We start from the raw sequence: 18,273 nt of genomic DNA, 5'->3' as shown, positions 1-18,273 counted from the left end.
GTGCGGCTGACCACGCTGCTCACCCCTCGGGGCCCGCGGGTCGGGGTCCTCGACGGCACCATGGACGACGGCGTGGTCCGGCTGCTCCATCCTGGGCCGACACTGCGCGACGTCATCGAGGGCGGGCAGGAGGCCCTCGCGGACGTCGCCCGGCAGTCCGGCTCAGGCGATGCCGTCCCGGTGTCCGCGGCGTCGTTCGGCCCGCTGCTCGACCCGCCGAGCGTGCGGGACTTCCTCACCTACGAGGCGCACCTGGCCGAACTGGCGGGGTCGGTGCCGGACGCGTGGTACGAGAAGCCGCTCTTCTACTTCTCGAACCCGGCCTCCATCGTGGCGCCGTACGCCGAGGTGCGGATGCCCCCGTCGGCCACCCAGTACGACTACGAGCTCGAGGTCGCCGCCGTGGTGGGCCTGGCCGGCTCGGACCTCACCCCGGAGCAGGCCGCCGACCACATCCTGGGCTACACGATCATGAACGACTGGTCAGCCCGCGACCTGCAGGTCTTCGAGTTCCAGTTCCCCATGGGGCCGTCGAAGTCCAAGGACGGCGCCATCACGCTGGGGCCGTGGCTGGTGACCGCCGACGAGGTGGCCGACCGCGTCGAGGACGGCCGGCTGGCCCTGCGGACCGAGGTCCGGCTCAACGGCGAACGCACCGGCGGCGACGTCACGTCCAACATGGCGTGGTCGTTCGCCGACCTGGTCGCGCATGCCTCCCGCGGCACCGTGGTGCGCCCGGGCGACGTCCTGGGCTCCGGCACCTGCGGTACCGGTTGCCTGGCCGAGATCAAGCGCACGCTGGGCGGTGCCGCTCCGGACTGGCTGCAGCCGGGCGACGTCGTCCGGATCGAGGTCGAGCAGCTGGGCGTCATCGAGAACCGGCTCGTCCCCGGTCCCGATCCGGTGGAGATCCCGCGCGGTCGGCGGCGCATCGGAGCGGAGGCCTGACCGTGGACCCGAGGAACGCGTTGGTCGTGTCCACGGGAGCGGGGAGTGGTACCGGTGACCGCGCTGGCCCGGCGGGCCGCCGCCGAGGGCGCCGCCGCGGTGGTGGTGATCGACCGGGACGGCGAGTCGGCGTGACGTAGACCAGCTCGCGTAGGAGCGGGCGCTCCCGGCGGCGGTGATCACCGCTCCGCCGCACGAGTGCCCGACCAGCACCGCAGGCCGGGCGAAGGCGGTGAGCGCGTCCCGCGTCGCCCGCACGTCGGCGGCCGGGTCGGTGAGCGGCAGCTCGACGGTGACCCTGTCGATCCCGCGCTCGGCCAGGGCGGCGCGGACGTCGTCCCGGCACCAGGCGCCGCGCCACAGGCCGTGCACGGCGCCTGGTGCCGTCATGCCCAGCGGGGGGAGCGCTTCTCGGCGAAGGCGGTGCGGCCCTCGACGTGGTCCGGGTGTCCGCCGGCGTCGCCCTGGTGGCGTGCCTCGATGGCCAGTGCCGCCTCGAAGGACACCTCGCTCACCGCGCGGAACTGGCGCTTGGTCAGTGCGAGGGCGTGCGCGGGGCCGGACGCCAGCAGCTCGGCCAGAGCGGAGGCCCGGCCGGACAGCTCCTCGGCGGGGACGACCTCGTTCAGCAGCCCGAGCTGGTGGGCCTCGGCGGCCGGTATCGACCGTCCGCTGGCGGCCAGCCAGAACGCGCGGGCGTAGCCCAGCTCGCGGACGAGGTACCAGGAGACGGCGGTGTCGGGCACCAGCCCGACCTTCCCGAACGCGCAGGCGAAGGAGGCGTTGTCGGCGGCCAGGCGCAGATCGCAGGCGAGTGCGAGCCCCATCCCGGCTCCGACCGCCAGGCCGTTGACCGCGGCGACGACGGGCTTGGGCATGTCGGCGATCGTCTGCGCGATCGGGTTGTAGGAGCCCGCGACGGTCTCGTCGGCGTGCTCGAGCTCCTCCACCGCGGCGAGGTCCTGGCCGACGCTGAAGGCCCGGCCGCTGCCGGTGAGCACGACGGCACGGACGGCGGCGTCGTCGGCGACCTCGCGGAGTGCGCCGATGAGCTCCCACCGGGTGGCCCGGTCGAGGGCGTTGAGCTTGTCCGCGCGGTTCAACGTGACGGTCGCGACCGCGCCGTCCCGGGTGACGTCCACGGCGCTCATGCGGCACCGCCCGGGCCGTAGGAGTCGGCGTCGGGATGGATGGTGCTGCGCTCGGCTCCGGGCACCGAGTAGCCGCGTTCCGTGTAGGGGAAGCCGTCGAGCTCGGTCGTGACCGGGCGCATCTGGTAGTAGGAGCGGATTTCGCGGATCAGCCCGTCGGCACAGCTGAACCACTCGGCCCCGCGGGTCGCGACGCGTTCCGAGGCGCCCTCGGGCAGCCACCACATGGTCCACTCGATGACCGCCTGCTCGGGCGTGGCGCAGATGCTGTCGACCACCCAGCGGGCCTGCAGCATCGAGGTCACCTTGCGCCAGTAGCGGGCCAGGTGCTCGGCCCCCTCGACCGCCTTCGACCCGGTGTTGGGCGCCAGGAACCAGTGCACGACGTCGGGGTGCAGTGTCTCCAGCATCCGGTCGACGTCGCCGGCGCTGCAGCCCTCGTAGTAGCGGCCGATCAGCGCCGTCCAGGCGGCGGCGGGATCGGCCGCCGTCCGCGGGTCGGCCAGGGCTGCCATGTGGGGTCCTCTCACGAGTCGGTGTGGAAGCCGGCGCCGGTCTTCCGGCCGAGGCGGCCGCCGGCAGCCAGGTCCTGGAGCGTCTGTGCCGGGTGCAGCCGTGGGTCGTCCTCGACGGCGGCCATCGACTCGAGGTCCGCCACCGTGACGTCGAGCCCGATCGGGTCGATCAGTGCCAGCGGCCCCATCGGGTGCCCGGCGCCCTTCCGCAGCAGGACGTCGACCTCGTCCACCGCACGCCGCTCTCGTGCAGGCGCACGGCGTCGTCGAGGGACGGGATGAGCAGCCGGTTCACGACGATGCGGGGTTCCGTCATCCGGGGCGGGCACGTCGTCGGAGAGGCCGATGGCCTGCCGCTCGGCCACCGTCAGGCCGGCGAGCACCGGCAGGACCGCCGGCGGCGGAGCTGCGAGCTCGTCGACCAGTTCGGGCACGGGTCCTCCATGGTCAGGGCGCGGCAGCGGACACCGGCGTCGTGGACCGATTCTGCGGAAGCGGGCCGGCGAGCGGAAATGGCTTCTGCTCATGAGCAGGTATCGGTCGGCGTGATGCGATGCGCTGCGGTCAGCCGGGGTGGGCCACCTCGTGGAACGACATGACCGGCTCGCCGGCCACCAGGCCCGGTGCGACCCGGAGGAACGCCCGGGTGTGCTCGTGCGCCATGTGCTCGTCGAGGGCCCCCTGGTCGGCCCAGATCTCGATGCTCAGGATGCGGTCCGGGTCCTCCAGGTCTGCGGCGAACGAGTAGGCCAGGCAGCCGAGGTCGCCGCGGGTGGCCGCAGCGACCGCCCGGGCCGCCGCCACGAGTTCGTCGCGGCGGCCGGGGGCGGCGGTGGCGTCACCGAGCACGATGAGCACGGCTCAGCCCTCGATCAGCGCGAGCTGCTGGTTGATCTCGCGCGGGTTGGTGTCGCCGGCGACCTTCTGCAGGAACGGCGTGTGGTCCAGGAGGAAGTCCCGGATCGGCCGCAGGGGCGCCGGGGCGTGGTGGAAGACCTTGCCGAGCACGTACGCCATCTGGACCTGCTTGGCGGTGTGCGGCTTGCGCGGCTCCTCGTAGGTCTGCAGGGCCTGTCGGACGGCGTCGAGGTCGGTGAGGTCGACGCCGCGGAGGGCTACGCCGAGGAAGTAGCCGTCCTCGATCGACATCCCCGCGCCGTAGGCGGCATAGGGGGACGTGGGATGGGCGGCGTCGCCGACCAGGGTGGCCCGCCCCTTCGACCACTGCTCGAGCGCAGGCCGGTCCCGCAACACCCAGCGCTGGACGTTCTCCGGCTCGGTGGCGGCGATCAAGCCGGGCAGTGGTGCCGGGAAGTCCGCGCCGAGGGCGGTGGCCGCGCCCTTGAAGTCCGCCGGAGCCGGCGCGTCGGGGTCTGTGGCGGTGAGCACCCACCACTGGTGACCGTCGCGACCCTTGTGCCGGATCGACGTCCAGCTGCCCTGCACGGTCCGGTTGTGGCCGACGATGCAGGTGTTGGGCTCGATGCCGGGCACGTCGGCGAAGGTGAACCCGCCGAATATGTGCAGCCGGTGCTCGCGCTTGGGGGCGTCGCCCCAGAGCGTCCGCCGGACCAGCGAGTCGATGCCGTCGGCGCCGACGAGGACGTCGTGCTCCGCGGTGCTGCCGTCGGCGAAGTGCAGGGTGACCGCCCGGTCGTCCTGCTCGATGCGCTCCACCTGCTGGTCGAAGCGGATCACGCCGGGCGGGATCGCCGCGAGCATCCGCTCGTACAGCTCGGGACGGAGCAGGCCGATGAAACCACCGCCGTACGCCTGCTCCACGTCCTCGTCGAGCTTGACGTCGGCGCGGACCTTGCCGCGGACGTTGCGGAACTGCGAGTGGGTCGGCGCGCCGAGGTCGTGGGTGTCGACGCCGAGGGCGCTCAGTGCCTTCAGCGGCGGCGGCCAGAGGTTGAGGATGTTGCCGGCCGGACGAGCCTCGCGGTAGCGCTCGTAGACGACGACGTCGTGCCCGCCCTTGATCGCGCCGAGAGCGGCCGCCATGCCGGCCGGGCCGGCACCGAGGACGGCGACGCGGCCTCGCGTGGGAGTGGTGGGAGCGGTCATGAGACACCTCGTGAGGGCGAGTCGCCAAACAGTAGCGAGCACTACAGTTAGCGCTGGACTGTAGCGCCCGTCACTGTCCTGTCAAGGGTGTGCGGAGGAGGATGCGCCCGTGGATGCCGATCTCGAAGTGCGCCCGCCCAAGCAGCAGCGCAGCCGGGAGGCATGGAACCGTGTGCTCGACGCCGGCGTCGCGATCCTCGAAGACGGCGGGTACGAGTCGTTCACCATCGCTGCGGTGTGCGACCGGGCGGACGTGGCGCCGCCGTCGATCTACGCGCGCACGACGAGCAAGGAGGCGCTGTTCCTCGCCGTCTACGAGCACGGGGTCGCCCGGCTGCGGGCCGGCCAAGAGGTCTTCGCCGACGACGCGCGGTGGACCGGGCTCGGTCCGGCGGAGCTGGTCCGGGCGGCGGTCGCGGAGATGGTCGGCCTCTCGCTGCGCCACCAGCGGTTCCTCGGGGCCGTCGTCCTGATCTCCGGTGGGCACCCGGAGGTGCGGCGTAGGGGGTCCCGCTACGCCGGGGAGCTCGGCGACGGGTTCACCCGCGTCGTCCTGCGAGCCGGGTCGGCGATCACGCATCCTGACCGCGAGGGCGCTGTCCGGGGCTCCTTCGGGACGGTCTTCGCGGCGGTGATGTTCCGGATGGCCTACGGCGGGGACTTCGCGTCGTCGTCCCCGGTGGACGACGACGCGTTCGTCAGGAGCCTCGGCGACATGGCCGTCCGCTACCTCCTGGGCGCGGTCCCCGAGGAGTGATCGCGGCTACCGCGCGTCGACCAGGATGCCGGCGGAGAAGTCGGTGAGCCCCTGCCGGGCGTCCAACGAGAGCACAGCCGCGACCTACTGGTCCGAGCGGACGACCGCCACGCCCCCGGCCTACGGGTCGGCGCAATGTACGTCGGTGACGCCAGCCGCCGCAGCCCGGGTGTGCAGCTCGTCGCGGGCGCCGTCGGGTGTCATCGGGCCGCGCCTGGCCAGCTGGGCCACCTCGCCCGCGCAGCGGGCTGCCGCCTTGGAGGCGACGAAGGACGACCACACGACCTGACCCACCGGCGCTGGACGTAACCGCTCAGTGGACAGATCCCTGTAGCTGACGACACCCCAGGCTGGCAGCGCGCACGACCGGTGTGGCCGCGCCAGGTCGACCACCATTTCGACCACCGTTGTTTGGCGAACGCGCTGCGCACGCCTGGGGGTCAAGGGGTCGCAGGTTCAGATCCTGTCAGCCCGACAGAGTGATCGCAGGTCAGAGGCGGGTCGCCCGAATGGGTCGGCCCGCCTCTCGCATGACCACAGCAACGCGGCCCGTGGGACAGCAACGGTCACCAGCGGAGCGCTGGTCCGAGCGGGTCCGCCTCCTCACGCGCTACTGCGCCGGACGGACGTGGCTGTAGATGTCCGCCGTGATGGCGTACGACGAGTGACCGAGGTGCTCCTGGACGACCTTGGTGTGCGTGCCGGCTGCCAGCAGGAGGCTGGCCGCGGAGTGCCGGAGGGTGTGCAGGGTGACGCCGCGGAGGCCGGCTCGTTCCGCGAGGACCTCGAAGCGCCGCAGCATGTTGCGGGGCTCGAACGGCGTACCGATCTCGGTGGTGGAGACCAGTCCGTGCTCCTGCCAGGCTCCGGCGGCTGCAGCGCGTCGAGGCGGCGGGCGATGCGGCCTCAGGCCTTGACGCCGCACTTGTATTTTGCAAGTGTGAGCCGCATGAGCCTCTTCATCACCTGCCCCGTCGAGAGCGTCGAGCGCGCGACCGCCTTCTACACAGCCCTCGGCTGGACCCTCAACGCCGAGATGTCCGATCACAACGTGTCGTGCTTCGCGATCGCGCCCGAGCAGTACGTCATGCTCGGCAGCCGCGAGATGTACGCGAGCGTCGGCGGCGTCGAGGAGCTGGTCGGTGGACCCCACACGCCCTCGAAGGTCACGGTCTCGTTCGACCTCGGCAGCCGCGAGGCGGTCGACGAGCTCGCCGAGCGCGCCGGCGCCGCCGGAGGGCGGATCGGTGAGACCGACGACTACCCCTTCATGTACCAGCGCCAGTTCGACGACCCCGACGGCTACCACTACTCGCCGTTCTGGATGAAGCCGGACGCCGATCCGACCGCATGAGCGACCTCGCCGCGGCCCTCGACGTCGTCGGAGCACGGTGGGCCCTGCTCGTCGTGGAGCGGCTGCTCGACGGGCCGCAGCGCTACGGCGATCTGCAGCGCGACCTCGGAGTGCCGACGAACATGCTCGCGACCCGCCTGCGCGAGCTGGAAGCGGCCGGCGTACTGACCCGTCTGCCGCTCCGGCACAACACCCGGGCCTACGCGCTGACCGATCGCGGCCTTGCCCTGCGCGAGGCGATCGTCGCGCTCGGACGCTGGGGCGCCGAGCAGACCTGAACCTCGCGCGCAATCACGGGTCGCCCCGACTGGACGAGCCCGGCTTGCACCGACGTCCGCGCTCAGGCAAGGCGACGACTGTCCCACAGGCCGCCCTGTGTCCCAAAGTCGCTGCGGCAGGGATGCCAGAGCGGGACGGCCGCCCGATCACCTGCCGCCGACCCTGCGTTGGCTCGTTGTCAGCGCTCGCGAGTGGCCCGCGGTCTCGAGGACCTGGGCGAGTCGCTCCGGCATGGACAGCATCGGATTGTGAGACGACGGCAGCCGCTCGACACGATCGCTTCGTGCGGACATGGCTTGCTGGGCTGCGACCGGAACAGCCTGATCCTCCTCGCAGATGACATAGGTGGTCTCGTGGCCGGGAGCGGGCGCAGAGGCGGGGGCCGCCATGACCGCCAACGACGAGGGGACGAAGCGCGGGAAGACCTCGCGCACGAAGCGGTCCTCGTCGACGTCAGCGCAGAGGGCTTGCCGGACGACGGAGGGGCTGTCGCTGACCCGGACCACACCCTCCTGCGGGCTGAGCACCAGCCACTCCGGGATCTGACCCAGCATGTCCGCGATGGACTGGCCGCGCTCAGGGTGGAGGGCGGCCACGTACACGCTGTGCTGGATGGCGGGGTGGTCGGCCAATTCGGTGAGGACGAACCCGTAGGCGGAATGGCCGACGAGGACAACTCCCGGTCCTGATGCGTCGAGGACGCGCCGCACGGTGTCCACGTCGTTCTGCAGCCCACCCGAGGCTGCAGGGTTCCGACCACAACTGGGCAGGTCGACGGCCTCGACACGGTGGCCTCGAGCCATCAGGGCCTTGGCGGTGTCGTCCCAGATCCAGCTGCGGCAGAAGCCACCGTGCACCAACACGAAGGTGGTCATGAGGGGAGTGTCGCCGTGCCTATCCACATGGACCAGAGACCTCCGGTCCTGGCGCCGGGTCGGACGGTGACCACCGCACCGTCGAACACGCCCGCCGAGGCTCAGAGGCGCTGCCTCTGTGTCCCTGAGGCCGCCTTCAGGGAGACCGGGGCCGCCCCCAGGGATCGCGATGCATCCCAGTCCGGGTCGTGTCAGTTCGCGGACGCGCCCGAGGGCGGGGGAGGACTACAGCAACGCGGTGCGCACGACGCTGTACGGGGCCACACGGCTGCGGACGCCGCAGCCGCTGGACCTGCGCAGACGGCGCATCGGTGGACGGCCACGAAGCCGTCGAATGCGACTGGGGTCAAGGGGGCGCAGGTTCGAATCCTGTCAGCCCGACAGTGTGAAGACGCAGGTCAGGGGCGGGTCACCCGACGAGGGTGGCCCCCCTCTCGCCTGAGTACAGCAACGCGGCCGACGGGACAGCGGCGGTCACCGGCGCAGCGCTGGTGACTTCGCCTGGCTTCGTGAGGGACACGGCCTTCAGGCGACAGCCGGCTCGAGGACGGCATCTCGACGTCGGGCCGGCCGACGTATCGCCTCCACGAGCACGCACATCCCGGCTCCGCACGTCAGCAGGCCGGAGATCGCCTCCCACCACGGCTGTGCGTCGAAGGGGCCGACCGCGTAGAAGACGGCGACCAGTGGTGACGCCAGGATCAGCAGCACCGCCGCCGCACGGCCCGCCCAGCCGCGGGACAGCACCGCGAGACACCCGAACAGGACCGGGGGTGCCAGGAACCAGAGCCAGATGGTGATGTCCGGGGCCACCGGGCTGACGACTGCGCCGTCGAGCCCCGAGCGCAGGGCCGCCTGTCCGACGTTGGTCATGACCAGCACGACCGCGAGGCAAGCCCCGGCGGCGGTGAGCCCCGGCTTCCGTCCGGTCAAGGCCCAGGGCAGGGAGAGGACGGCGACTGCGAGGACGAGCAGCGACGCACCCGCCAGCTGTGCGGCCGCCCCCGCGGGCATCCACGGCTCTGCGGGCGGGAGGAAGTCGTAGAGGTGGTCCATCCGGATCTCGCACTCCCGGGTCTCCTGGTCCCCGCCCCACGGGCATGCACCGGCCCAGCGCTGCCAGGACGCGGCGAACAAGAGGCCTCCGGACGCCATCAGCGTCGTCGCCACCCACGACCTCACGAACCTGAGCACCATGGCTCCTCCTCACCGCGCACAGTGTGTTGCATCGGCAGGCCGCACGGCTGCGCCGACATCACCAGGAGCGCCGTCTCGTGGTCGCGGCCACCGGCGACCTCGGAGGACATCGGCGGACGGCGAAGACCGCAGCTCGGGGGCCGCTCCAGAGTCCCCGAGCGGCCCCGATCGCTTCGTGGAGGCCACCGACCGCCGAGTCGCCGCAGTAGCGTCCCGGCTGTGTCCAGGGCCGAGGGCGCACCCGCCTTCACGATGAACCAGCTGGCCGCCTTCATCGCCGTCGCGGAGGCGGGGACGATCAGCGCCGCCGCGGAGCGGCTGCACGTCTCCCCGTCCGCCCTGTCCGCGGCGGTCACCGAGCTCGAGCGCTCGCTCCGGGTCGAGCTGCTCCGCCGGCGCAAGGCGAAGGGGGTCAGCCTCACCCCGACCGGCGAGGTCGTCCTCCCGCGGGCGCGGTTCCTGCTGCACCAGGCCTCCGAGCTGGAGGCCGATGCCAGAGGGGAGGCGCGCGGGGTGAGCGGGCTGGTCCGGATCGGCTGCTACCCGTCGCTCGCCCCGACCGCGCTGCCCGCCCTCATCAGCGAGTTCACGAAGGCGCACCCCGACGCGCGGCTGGAGGTCCACGAGAACACCCAGGACCAGCTGAGCAAGGGCCTGGAGAGCGGGGAGCTGGACCTCGCGATCATGTACGACCTCGACCTCGACCCCACCTGGCGTTCGGCCACTCTGGCCCGCCTGCCACCGCGCGTGGTGCTCCCGGCCGGTCACCGGCTCGCGGACGGCACGGCGCCCCTCGACCTCGCCCAGCTGAGGGACGACCCCATGGTGCTGCTGGACGCACCGCCCAGCTCCGGCCACGCGTTCGCCTGCTGCGCCCAGGCCGGGTTCACGCCGACCGTGGTGTACCGGGCCCGCACGTACGAGACGGCCCGTTCCTTCGTGGGCCGCGGCTTCGGCTGGACCCTCCTGCTGCAGCGGCCCAGCGCCAACGTCACCTACGAGGGCATGCCGGTGGTCGTCAAGGACGTCGCCGCCCCGGTGCTGCGCGCCGTGGCCGTCGACGTGGTGTGGCACCCGGACTCCCTGCCCAGCAAGGCGAGCCGGACGTTCACCGCGCTGGCCGTCCGGATGGCGCAGTCCGGCTCCCTGGGGTTTCCACAGCAAAGCTGAGGAAGCAGCCCCGAAAGCCCTGCTTTTCAGCCGACGTGACGGCACCCACTCTGGACGTGCGGCCGGAGAGCCGCCCCCCACGAGCAGAGCGAGGTCCACCCATGGCCACAGCGGTCACCGACGACCGACGTCCGGCGCAGAGTCAGGTGCGCCGGGCGGTCACCGGCAGCTTCATCGGCACAGCGATCGAGTGGTACGACTTCTTCATCTACGGCACCGCCGCGGCGCTCGTGCTGGGCCCGCAGTTCTTCCCGGGCGGCTCCGACCTCGCCGGCACGCTCGCCGCCTTCGCCACCCTGGCGGTCGGTTTCGTCGCCCGGCCGTTCGGCGGCATCGTCATGGGCCACTTCGGCGACCGGACCGGACGCAAGTCGATGCTCGTGGTCTCCATGCTCCTGATGGGGCTGGCGACGGTCGGCATCGGACTGCTGCCCACCTACGACGCCATCGGCGTCTGGGCCCCGGTCCTGCTCGTCGTCCTGCGCTTCGTCCAGGGCGTCGGGGTCGGCGGGGAGTGGGGTGGCGCCGTCCTCATGGCCACCGAGCACGCCCCCCGCCACCGGCGCGGCCTGTACGGCGCCGCACCACAGATGGGCGTCCCGGCGGGCGTCGTCCTGGCCAACGTGGTCTTCCTGCTGTGCACCCAGCTGACCACCGAGCAGCAGTTCCTCACCTGGGGCTGGCGGGTGCCCTTCCTGCTGAGCATCGTCCTGGTGGCGGTCGCGTTATGGATCCGCCTCGGCGTCCTGGAGACCCCCGCCTTCCGGGCGGTCACCCAGGAGAGCCGGGTCACTCGGCTCCCGGTCCTCGAGGTGCTCACCACCAGCTGGCGGACCGTCCTGCTGGCCGGCGGCACCTTCATCGCCACCAACGGCATCGCCTACGTCTTCATGGTCTTCGTGCTGAGCTACGGCACGACGGAGCTCGGCTTCTCCCGCGGCACGATGCTGGCGCTGCTGATCGCCTCCTGCCCGGTCTGGATGGTCGGCATGGGCCTGTCCGCCCACCTCTCCGACACCCTGGGTCGCCGCCGGGTCTACGTTCCCTCGACCGTGGCGCTGCTGGTCGTGTCCGCGGTGTTCTTCACCCTGCTGGACACCGCGTCGGTCCCGGTCATGCTCGTCGCCATGCTGGCCCTGGCCTTCGTGCTCGGCTGCACCGTCGGTCCGCAGTCGGCCCTGTTCGCCGAGCTCTTCCCCGCCCACGTCCGCTACAGCGGCGCGTCGCTGGGCTACCAGGTCGGCGCGATCCTGGGCGGCGGCATCGCCCCGCTCCTGGCCACCTGGCTCTACGCCGAGTTCGGCACCACGATGGCCATCTCGGCCTACTTCGTCGCGGTGAGCGTGGTCAGCCTCGCCTGCACCTCCGTCCTGCTGCGGCGGCCGCACGAGGCCGAGGACCCGATCCCGGGTGCGCTCGCGCAGCCGGCCGAGCTGACCACGGCGGTGCGCTGACATGACGAGCTCCCCCTACTACCGGCCTCGCACCTACCCGGCCTCGGAGTTCCGCTCGATGACGGCGGCGGACCCGGCGCTGCCCGTCGTCGTGGTCGGCGCCGGCCCGGTCGGCATGGCCGTCGCCCTGGGTCTGGCCCAGCGGGGCGTCGCCGTCACGGTCCTCGAGGCCGCCACCCAGGTCTCCTTCGGCAGCCGGGCGATCTGCATCTCCCGGCACAGCCTCGAGGTCGCCGACCGGCTCGGCTTCGGCGAGCAGCTGTCCGAGCTCGCGCTGCCCTGGCACGGCGGCCGCAGCTTCCACCGCGACGTGGAGGTGCTGCGCTTCCGGATGCCGCACGAGGCGCACGCCGTCCGGGGGCCGATGGTCAACGTCTCGCAGTCCGAGCTCGAGCAGATCATGGTCGACGCGCTCCTCGCCCATCCGCTCGTCACGCTGCACTGGGGCGCGAGCACCACCGGCTGCACGCCCGCCGGCGACGAGGTCGACCTCGCCGTCGACACCCCCGGCGGCCGCCGGACCCTGCGGGCCCGCTGGGTGGTCGCCGCGGACGGCGGTCGCAGCCGGATGCGCGAGCTCACCGGTCAGCGGCTGCAGGGCGCCAGCTACGAGGGGCGCTACGTCATCGCCGACATCCACTGGGAGTCCGACCTGCCGACCGAGCGGCTGGTCTGGTTCGACCCGCCGAGCAACCCCGGCTCCACGGTGATCATGCACCGCCAGCCGCGGGACATCTGGCGGATCGACTACCAGCTCGACCCGGGGGAGGACGCCGAGGTCGAGACCCAGGAGGACCGGATCCGGGCCCGCATCGCCAGCCACCTCGCCTGGCTGCAGAACGAGCGGCCCTGGACGCTGGAGTGGCACGGCTTCTACAAGGCGCACGCCCTGGCGCTGGACAGCTTCGTCCACGACCGCGTGCTGTTCGCCGGCGACGCCGCGCACCTCGTGCCGATCTTCGGCGTCCGCGGGCTGAACTCCGGCATGGAGGACGCCGAGACGCTGGCCTGGATGCTGGCCGCCGTGGTCGGCGGGTCCGCGGACCGCGGCCTGCTGGACACCTGGTCCGCCGAGCGGCACCACGCGTGGGAGCAGAACGTCGCCAAGGCCGGCAAGTCGACCCTGATCATGACGCCCGGGAGCCACGGCCACCGCACCACCCGGGACGCCCTGCTGGCGCTGTCGACGCTGCGGCCGGAGTTCAGCCACCTCATCGACCCCCGGCAGAGCAGCGCCACCCACGCCCGGCTCTCCCCGCTCACGGTGCCGGCCGCCCCTGGCACACCCGGACTGCTGCCCGGCGACCCGGTGGAGGACCGCCGGGTCCGGCTCGCCGACGGCAAGGAGACCTCCCTCAACGAGGTGCGGGGCGCCGGCGTCGCCGTCGTCGGGATCGGCCTGGACGCCGCGGCGGTCGAGGCCGCCGCCCTCTTGCGCGACGACCTGGCCGGCGCCCTGCCGCGCGAGGACGTCGTCCTGGCCCTGGTGGGCGGCGACGCGGTCGAGACGCCGTTCGTCCCCGTCGTGGACACCGGGGACCTGGTGGCCGCGTGGGGCGCGACCCCGGGCGAGGTCTTCGTCGTCCGCCCGGACGGGCTGCTGCTCGCCCGCGGCCCGGTCCAGGACCTCACCCGGTTGCCCGAGCACCTGCGCTCCGGGGCCGGCGCGGCACCCGTCGTCCCCGCGGCCGACCCGGCAGCCGCCGCACTGCCCCCCGAGCAGGCGCGGCGCGAGGCGGCCTGGCTCTCGCTCTCCGCCGCCCTGGACACCGTGGCCCCCGACGACCGCGAGGGCTTCCTGACCCGGCTGGCCCTGCTGCTCGCCGACCGGACCGACACCGACACCCTGCTGGACGCCGTCGCCACCGCGACCGCGGCCCGCTGACCCGAGAGGAACCGTCATGGCCTACTACCGGTCCACCGGCAGCATCCCGCGCAAGCGGCACACCCAGCACCGTCGCCCTGATGGTGGGTTGTACTTCGAGGAGCTGGTCGGGGAGGAGGGCTTCTCCTCGGACTCTTCACTGCTGTATCACTCCGGGGTGCCGTCGGCGATCGTCGATGCGCGGGTGTGGGAGCTGCCGGACCAGACGCTGACGCCGAACGCGCCGCTGGTGCCCCGGCACCTGAAGCTGCACGACCTGTTCCCCGACCAGGAGCACAAGGCCACCGACCCGGTGACCGGGCGGCGGCTGGTGCTGGGCAACGCCGACGTGCGGATCTCCTACGCCGTGTCCTCCCTGACGTCGCCGTACTACCGCAACGCCACCGGGGACGAGTGCGTGTACGTCGAGCGCGGCACCGCCACGGTGGAGACCGTGTTCGGTGTCCTGGAGGTGGGGCAGGGTGACTACGTGGTGCTGCCGCGGACCACCACCCACCGCTGGGTCCCGACCGGGGACGAGCCGCTGCGCACCTACGCGATCGAGGCCAACTCCCACATCGCGCCCCCGAAGCGGTACCTGTCGCGGTACGGGCAGTTCCTGGAGCACGCCCCCTACTGCGAGCGGGACCTGCGCGCCCCGGCCGAGCCGCTGCTGGGCGAGGGCACCGATGTGGAGGTGTACGTCAAGCACCGCGGCACCGGCCCCGGCGGCCTGGCGGGCACGATCCACGTCACGCCGGAGCACCCCTTCGACGTGGTCGGGTGGGACGGGCACCTGTACCCCTACGCCTTCAACATCGCCGACTTCGAGCCGATCACCGGGCGGGTGCACCAGCCCCCGCCGGTGCACCAGGTGTTCGAGGGCACCAACTTCGTGATCTGCAACTTCGTCCCGCGCAAGGTCGACTACCACCCCCTGGCGGTGCCGGTCCCGTACTACCACTCCAACGTCGACTCCGACGAGATCATGTTCTACGTCGACGGGGACTACGAGGCCCGCAAGGGCTCGGGCATCGGCAAGGGCTCCATCTCGGTGCACCCCGGCGGGCACTCCCACGGCCCCCAGCCCGGCGCCGTCGAGCGCTCCCTCGGCGTGGAGTACTTCGACGAGACCGCCGTCATGGTCGACACCTTCCGCCCCCTCGACCTCGGCGAGGCGGCGCTGGCCACCGACGACGGGAAGTACGCCTGGACCTGGTCCGGCCGCGGACCCGGGGGCGCCGCCGGCGCGGGGGCTCGCTGATGGCCACCGTGGCCGTGCCCGACGAATCGCTGTTCGGGGTGCACAACCTGCCCTACGGCGTCTTCTCGGTGGGGGAGTCCGCCCCGCGGGTCGGCACCCGGCTGGGCGACACCGTCCTCGACCTCGCCGTCCTGCTCGGGGACGAGGTGTTCGCCCAGCCGAGCCTGAACGCCTTCATGGCGCAGGGCCATGACCGGTGGGTCGCCGTCCGGGCCGAGATCACCGAACGGGTGGCGGGGGAGGTCCCCGACGAGGCGGTGCACGCGGTGGACGACGTGACGCTGCACCTGCCGGTCGAGGTCGCCGACTACGTGGACTTCTACGCCTCCGAGCACCACGCCGCGAACCTCGGCCGGCTCTTCCGCCCCGAGAGCCCGGACCCGCTGACGCCCAACTGGAAGCACCTGCCGATCGGCTACCACGGCCGGGCCGGCTCGATCGTCGTCTCGGGCACCGACATCGTGCGGCCGTGCGGCCAGCGGAAGGGCAAGGACGACCCCGCGCCGGTGTTCGGGCCGTCGGTGCGGCTGGACATCGAGGCGGAGCTGGGCTTCGTCGTCGGGACGGGGTCGGCGATGGGCGACACCGTCCCGGTGCAGGAGGCCGAGCGGCACATCTTCGGGGTGGTGCTGTTCAACGACTGGTCGGCGCGGGACATCCAGGCCTGGGAGTACGTCCCGCTCGGCCCCAACCTCGGCAAGTCGTTCGCCTCGACGATCTCCCCGTGGGTGGTGCCGCTGCTGGCGCTGGAGCCGGCCCGGGTCGCCACCCCCGTCCAGGACCCCCGGCCGCTGCCCTATCTGGCCATGGACCCGCCGTGGGGGCTGGACGTGGACCTCTCGGTCCGCTGGAACGGGCACGAGGTGAGCCGCCCGCCCTACCGGGAGATGTACTGGTCGCCGGCGCAGATGCTGGCGCACCTGACCGTCAACGGCGCGCCGTCGCGGACCGGGGACCTGTTCGCCTCCGGCACGATCTCCGGCCCGGCCAAGGAGACCCGCGGGGCGTTCATCGAGCTCACCTGGGGCGGAGCCGAGCCGGTGTCGGTGGGCGGGCAGCCGCGCACCTTCCTCGAGGACGGCGACGAGGTCGTGCTCACCGCGTCCGCACCCGGGCCCGACGGCACCCGGCTGGGGTTCGGCGAGGCCCGCGGCCGGATCGTGCCCTCGACCCGGACTCCCTGAGCGCCGGACCGTCCTGGCCGGCTCACTCGCGTTCGACAGGCCGAACGACCAGCGCGACGGGGGTTCCCCGCTGCCGCCGTCGTCAGGTCAGGGGCCAGACGATCTCATCAAGGGTCCGGCGCTCCCGACCGACCGGACCGCCGGTGGCCTCGGTGGTCTGCTGGACTGCCGGGGGTGGTACCCGGCGATGGCCGACATCGTGGACACCTCCCAGTGCCCGGGGACGTCGAACTCGGCGGCCAGACCAGCCCGGTCGAAGGCCCGGAACTGCCGGACGGCCAGCCCGAGCTCCTGCGCCTGCAAGGTCATGTGGGCGACAGCCTGGCCGAGGTCGTACATGGAGAACTCCGAGTACTCCCAGTCGCTGTCCTCGACGTAGCGGTGGGACAGGTTCGCGACCAGCACGCCGGCCGTGGGTGCCCACCTCGTCGAGCTGCCGGCGAGGTGACTCACCAGCCGCTGGTGGACGGAGCTGCCTCGGCGGCCGACGATGAACGCCCAGGGCTGCGAGTTGCCTGCGGACGGGGCCCAGCGTGCCGCCTCCAACAGCAGCGCGACGTCAGACGCCTCGACGTCGTGCAGCGGATCGAATGTCGTCGGGCTCCACCGGGTTGCCAGGAGAGGATGCAACCCGGGCAACGTCACGTCCCCCTGCACCCGCTCACCCTGACACAGGGTGCCCGGCGGTCCCGACCGCCGGAGGACCACGGGATGGCTGTGCAGTTGACGGCAGCAGGACCAGCGCCGAGGTCCTACGCCGTCACGAGCGCCGCGAGGTAGTGCAGCGAGTTCTCGAGGTGGTCGACACCGAAGGGCGGGAAGTGCAGGACCGTGCGGGCCTCGGGGGTTGCGCCCGACCAGTCGTAGGTGAGGCGGACCGCAGTGCCACCGTCCGCTGCCGGTGCGAGGTCGTAGCGCCAGATCCAGCCGCCGAAGCTCAGCCGCCCCTCGGCGTCCCCTGTCCCTGTCGCCCAGGAGACGGCACGAGGCGGATCGATCTCCCGCACCTGATTGGCTGTCTCGTATCGGCCATCCGGGTGACCGGGGTGGTACATGCCCATGCGGAACACCTGCCCGCTCCGCGTGAGTCGCTCGGCGGACACCGGCTCGCACACCCAGCCTGTGCCGTCGATCGACGCGTGGTTGGCGGGGTCGGCGAGCACCGAGAACACGGCGTCCGCCGACGCAGGAACGATGGTCGTGACGGACAGAGTCTCAGCAGCCATGGATCGTCCTTCGGATCGGTGTACGGGCCGGGCCAGCTGTGCGGAACCTGAGGCCGGCGTAGCCAGACTGCAGCGGACGTGGATGGCGGACGACTCGCTGAGTCCGGCGTCGCCGGAACCGACGTGAGCGCCACTGAGCACCCCGGTGGTCGGTCCGCCGTCCCCCAGGAAGTGACCGACCTGGTGTCACGTGTCCCAGTTGGGGCGGTACTCCGGACGGCTCCTCGGCCGGAAGACCTGCACGGTCGCGCCCTTCGCGTCCGCCCTCGCCTCGACGAGGTCCAGCTCGGTGTCGAGTCCGTCCTCAGGGAACAGCCGCGAGCCTTGGCCCAGGATCACCGGAACTGTGAGGAGCGTGAGCTCGTCGACCAGATCGTGCGCGAGCAGCCACTGGACCAGGGTCCCGCTGCCGTGCACCTGCAGTTCGCCACCAGGCACCTCCTTCAGCCCTCGGACGGCTCCCTCGAGGTCCCCGGTGAGGATGTGGGTGTTCGCCCACCTCGCTGCCGTGAGGGTGGTCGTCGCGACGTACTTCGGGGCCGAGTCGAGCGCCACCCCGATGGGGTACCCGCGCATGTCGTCATGTGTTCCCCAGGTGTCGGCGAACATCTCGTAGGTGCGACGGCCGAAGAGGAACGCGTCGGCTCGTTGGTAGGTCTCGGTGATGAGCTCTACGGTCGTCTCGCCGAACCGCCCCATCGCCCAACCCGCCCGGTGAAACCCACCGGCACGTTCCTCGGCCGAGGCGTGCCCGTTCCCCTGCATCACCCCGTCCACGGTGACCTGGGTCATGGTCGTCAGTCTCATGGCCGAGGCCCTGCCGGCCGCGGGGCACAGTCATGGTCGAGGACGCAGGTGGAGGCGCCGGGGTCCAACTCCGCAGGTGCAGCGGTGGAGATGTCGCCGTCCTCGTTCAGTGTCATGCCGACTCGGACCTCCGCCGCCGACGAGACTCATCGGTGGTCGGG

At 72.2% G+C, this 18,273-nt stretch carries 21 protein-coding genes; 9 read left to right on the top strand and 12 right to left on the bottom strand.

Annotated elements, in window-relative coordinates:
• The gene (locus ACWIX6_RS12665; RefSeq protein WP_448612785.1) at positions 1-948 is read left to right on the top strand and encodes a fumarylacetoacetate hydrolase family protein; all 948 of its coding nucleotides are present in this window, start codon (positions 1-3) and stop codon (positions 946-948) included.
• A 386-nt stretch (positions 949-1,334) separates the two neighbouring features.
• Here ACWIX6_RS12665 and ACWIX6_RS12660 read toward each other — a convergent pair whose 3' ends face one another.
• The 5 genes from ACWIX6_RS12660 to ACWIX6_RS12640 form a co-directional block, all read right to left on the bottom strand.
• Positions 1,335-2,099, bottom strand: coding sequence for an enoyl-CoA hydratase/isomerase family protein (locus tag ACWIX6_RS12660; RefSeq protein ID WP_448612784.1), 765 nt, complete (start codon positions 2,097-2,099; stop codon positions 1,335-1,337).
• Entirely contained in the window at positions 2,096-2,614 is a 519-nt protein-coding gene (locus tag ACWIX6_RS12655; RefSeq protein WP_448612783.1) for a nuclear transport factor 2 family protein, read from the bottom strand. Before ACWIX6_RS12655 ends, ACWIX6_RS12660 begins: the two co-directional genes overlap by 4 nt.
• 11 nt (positions 2,615-2,625) lie before the next feature.
• Positions 2,626-3,048: a 3-hydroxyacyl-CoA dehydrogenase family protein gene (locus tag ACWIX6_RS12650; RefSeq protein ID WP_448612782.1), complete on the bottom strand. Its 423-nt coding sequence runs from the start codon at positions 3,046-3,048 to the stop codon at positions 2,626-2,628.
• Between the two features lie 130 nt (positions 3,049-3,178).
• Positions 3,179-3,472 carry a putative quinol monooxygenase gene (locus tag ACWIX6_RS12645; RefSeq protein ID WP_448612781.1) on the bottom strand — a complete coding sequence of 98 codons (294 nt, stop codon included), beginning with the start codon at positions 3,470-3,472 and terminating at the stop codon, positions 3,179-3,181.
• 3 nt (positions 3,473-3,475) lie between these two features.
• A complete protein-coding gene (locus tag ACWIX6_RS12640; protein WP_448612780.1) occupies positions 3,476-4,681 on the bottom strand; it encodes an FAD-dependent oxidoreductase in 1,206 nt (401 codons plus the stop codon).
• A 109-nt stretch (positions 4,682-4,790) separates the two neighbouring features.
• Between ACWIX6_RS12640 and ACWIX6_RS12635 the strand changes: the two genes are divergently transcribed.
• Positions 4,791-5,438 (top strand): TetR/AcrR family transcriptional regulator, encoded by a 648-nt coding sequence (locus ACWIX6_RS12635; protein ID WP_448612779.1) that lies wholly within the window; start codon positions 4,791-4,793, stop codon positions 5,436-5,438.
• Between the two features lie 120 nt (positions 5,439-5,558).
• Here the strand turns inward: ACWIX6_RS12635 and ACWIX6_RS12630 are convergent, their stop codons facing one another.
• Together ACWIX6_RS12630 and ACWIX6_RS12625 are read right to left on the bottom strand one after the other, a co-directional pair.
• On the bottom strand, positions 5,559-5,834 hold the full coding sequence (locus ACWIX6_RS12630) for a hypothetical protein (RefSeq protein ID WP_448612778.1): 276 nt from the start codon (positions 5,832-5,834) through the stop codon (positions 5,559-5,561).
• Positions 5,835-6,048: 214 nt separating this feature from the next.
• Positions 6,049-6,363, bottom strand: a complete 315-nt coding sequence (locus tag ACWIX6_RS12625) for a tyrosine-type recombinase/integrase (protein WP_448612777.1) — start codon at positions 6,361-6,363, stop codon at positions 6,049-6,051.
• Between the two features lie 24 nt (positions 6,364-6,387).
• On the opposite strand from ACWIX6_RS12625, the gene ACWIX6_RS12620 reads away from it, so the two are divergent.
• Both ACWIX6_RS12620 and ACWIX6_RS12615 read left to right on the top strand, forming a co-directional pair.
• Positions 6,388-6,792 (top strand): VOC family protein, encoded by a 405-nt coding sequence (locus tag ACWIX6_RS12620; RefSeq protein ID WP_448616996.1) that lies wholly within the window; start codon positions 6,388-6,390, stop codon positions 6,790-6,792.
• Complete coding sequence (locus ACWIX6_RS12615; RefSeq protein WP_448612776.1) at positions 6,789-7,070, top strand: winged helix-turn-helix transcriptional regulator; 282 nt, start codon at positions 6,789-6,791, stop codon at positions 7,068-7,070. The genes ACWIX6_RS12620 and ACWIX6_RS12615 overlap by 4 nt, the downstream gene beginning before the upstream one ends.
• Before the next feature lie 147 nt (positions 7,071-7,217).
• Here the strand turns inward: ACWIX6_RS12615 and ACWIX6_RS12610 are convergent, their stop codons facing one another.
• Together ACWIX6_RS12610 and ACWIX6_RS12605 are read right to left on the bottom strand one after the other, a co-directional pair.
• Complete coding sequence (locus ACWIX6_RS12610) at positions 7,218-7,946, bottom strand: alpha/beta fold hydrolase (protein ID WP_448612775.1); 729 nt, start codon at positions 7,944-7,946, stop codon at positions 7,218-7,220.
• Between the two features lie 525 nt (positions 7,947-8,471).
• Positions 8,472-9,143, bottom strand: coding sequence for a hypothetical protein (locus ACWIX6_RS12605; protein WP_448612774.1), 672 nt, complete (start codon positions 9,141-9,143; stop codon positions 8,472-8,474).
• 219 nt (positions 9,144-9,362) lie between these two features.
• Between ACWIX6_RS12605 and ACWIX6_RS12600 the strand changes: the two genes are divergently transcribed.
• The 5 genes from ACWIX6_RS12600 (at position 9,363) to fahA (ending at position 16,079) form a co-directional block, all read left to right on the top strand.
• Positions 9,363-10,313 carry a LysR substrate-binding domain-containing protein gene (locus ACWIX6_RS12600; RefSeq protein WP_448612773.1) on the top strand — a complete coding sequence of 317 codons (951 nt, stop codon included), beginning with the start codon at positions 9,363-9,365 and terminating at the stop codon, positions 10,311-10,313.
• A 101-nt stretch (positions 10,314-10,414) separates the two neighbouring features.
• Positions 10,415-11,767 carry an MFS transporter gene (locus ACWIX6_RS12595; protein ID WP_448612772.1) on the top strand — a complete coding sequence of 451 codons (1,353 nt, stop codon included), beginning with the start codon at positions 10,415-10,417 and terminating at the stop codon, positions 11,765-11,767.
• Between the two features lies 1 nt (position 11,768).
• Positions 11,769-13,652 carry an FAD-dependent monooxygenase gene (locus ACWIX6_RS12590; protein ID WP_448612771.1) on the top strand — a complete coding sequence of 628 codons (1,884 nt, stop codon included), beginning with the start codon at positions 11,769-11,771 and terminating at the stop codon, positions 13,650-13,652.
• 16 nt (positions 13,653-13,668) lie between these two features.
• Positions 13,669-14,895 carry a cupin domain-containing protein gene (locus ACWIX6_RS12585; RefSeq protein ID WP_448612770.1) on the top strand — a complete coding sequence of 409 codons (1,227 nt, stop codon included), beginning with the start codon at positions 13,669-13,671 and terminating at the stop codon, positions 14,893-14,895.
• Positions 14,895-16,079 carry a fumarylacetoacetase gene (gene fahA / locus ACWIX6_RS12580; RefSeq protein WP_448612769.1) on the top strand — a complete coding sequence of 395 codons (1,185 nt, stop codon included), beginning with the start codon at positions 14,895-14,897 and terminating at the stop codon, positions 16,077-16,079. Before ACWIX6_RS12585 ends, fahA begins: the two co-directional genes overlap by 1 nt.
• 87 nt (positions 16,080-16,166) lie before the next feature.
• Here the strand turns inward: fahA and ACWIX6_RS12575 are convergent, their stop codons facing one another.
• From ACWIX6_RS12575 to ACWIX6_RS12565, 3 genes are all read right to left on the bottom strand, one after another.
• Complete coding sequence (locus ACWIX6_RS12575) at positions 16,167-16,724, bottom strand: nitroreductase family protein (protein ID WP_448616995.1); 558 nt, start codon at positions 16,722-16,724, stop codon at positions 16,167-16,169.
• Positions 16,725-16,831: 107 nt separating this feature from the next.
• Positions 16,832-17,305, bottom strand: coding sequence for an SRPBCC family protein (locus ACWIX6_RS12570; protein WP_448612768.1), 474 nt, complete (start codon positions 17,303-17,305; stop codon positions 16,832-16,834).
• A 186-nt stretch (positions 17,306-17,491) separates the two neighbouring features.
• Positions 17,492-18,097, bottom strand: coding sequence for a dihydrofolate reductase family protein (locus tag ACWIX6_RS12565; protein WP_448612767.1), 606 nt, complete (start codon positions 18,095-18,097; stop codon positions 17,492-17,494).
• Between the last annotated feature and the right edge of the window lie 176 nt (positions 18,098-18,273).

The organism is Modestobacter sp. URMC 112 (genome assembly GCF_053502575.1).
Note: the sequence above shows the minus strand (reverse complement) of the source record. Positions and strands in the feature narration are given on the sequence as shown.

What these genes read in the sequence shown, in the direction of transcription:
- ACWIX6_RS12565 (WP_448612767.1), bottom strand. Translation starts at nt 18,097, where the DNA reads ATGACCCAGGTCACCGTGGACGGGGTGATGCAGGGGAACGGGCACGCC.
- ACWIX6_RS12570 (WP_448612768.1), bottom strand. Translation starts at nt 17,305, where the DNA reads ATGGCTGCTGAGACTCTGTCCGTCACGACCATCGTTCCTGCGTCGGCG.
- ACWIX6_RS12615 (WP_448612776.1), top strand. Translation starts at nt 6,789, where the DNA reads ATGAGCGACCTCGCCGCGGCCCTCGACGTCGTCGGAGCACGGTGGGCC.
- ACWIX6_RS12605 (WP_448612774.1), bottom strand. Translation starts at nt 9,143, where the DNA reads ATGGTGCTCAGGTTCGTGAGGTCGTGGGTGGCGACGACGCTGATGGCG.
- ACWIX6_RS12620 (WP_448616996.1), top strand. Translation starts at nt 6,388, where the DNA reads ATGAGCCTCTTCATCACCTGCCCCGTCGAGAGCGTCGAGCGCGCGACC.
- ACWIX6_RS12630 (WP_448612778.1), bottom strand. Translation starts at nt 5,834, where the DNA reads ATGGTGGTCGACCTGGCGCGGCCACACCGGTCGTGCGCGCTGCCAGCC.
- ACWIX6_RS12610 (WP_448612775.1), bottom strand. Translation starts at nt 7,946, where the DNA reads ATGACCACCTTCGTGTTGGTGCACGGTGGCTTCTGCCGCAGCTGGATC.
- ACWIX6_RS12640 (WP_448612780.1), bottom strand. Translation starts at nt 4,681, where the DNA reads ATGACCGCTCCCACCACTCCCACGCGAGGCCGCGTCGCCGTCCTCGGT.
- ACWIX6_RS12590 (WP_448612771.1), top strand. Translation starts at nt 11,769, where the DNA reads ATGACGAGCTCCCCCTACTACCGGCCTCGCACCTACCCGGCCTCGGAG.
- ACWIX6_RS12595 (WP_448612772.1), top strand. Translation starts at nt 10,415, where the DNA reads ATGGCCACAGCGGTCACCGACGACCGACGTCCGGCGCAGAGTCAGGTG.
- ACWIX6_RS12655 (WP_448612783.1), bottom strand. Translation starts at nt 2,614, where the DNA reads ATGGCAGCCCTGGCCGACCCGCGGACGGCGGCCGATCCCGCCGCCGCC.
- ACWIX6_RS12585 (WP_448612770.1), top strand. Translation starts at nt 13,669, where the DNA reads ATGGCCTACTACCGGTCCACCGGCAGCATCCCGCGCAAGCGGCACACC.
- fahA (WP_448612769.1), top strand. Translation starts at nt 14,895, where the DNA reads ATGGCCACCGTGGCCGTGCCCGACGAATCGCTGTTCGGGGTGCACAAC.
- ACWIX6_RS12660 (WP_448612784.1), bottom strand. Translation starts at nt 2,099, where the DNA reads ATGAGCGCCGTGGACGTCACCCGGGACGGCGCGGTCGCGACCGTCACG.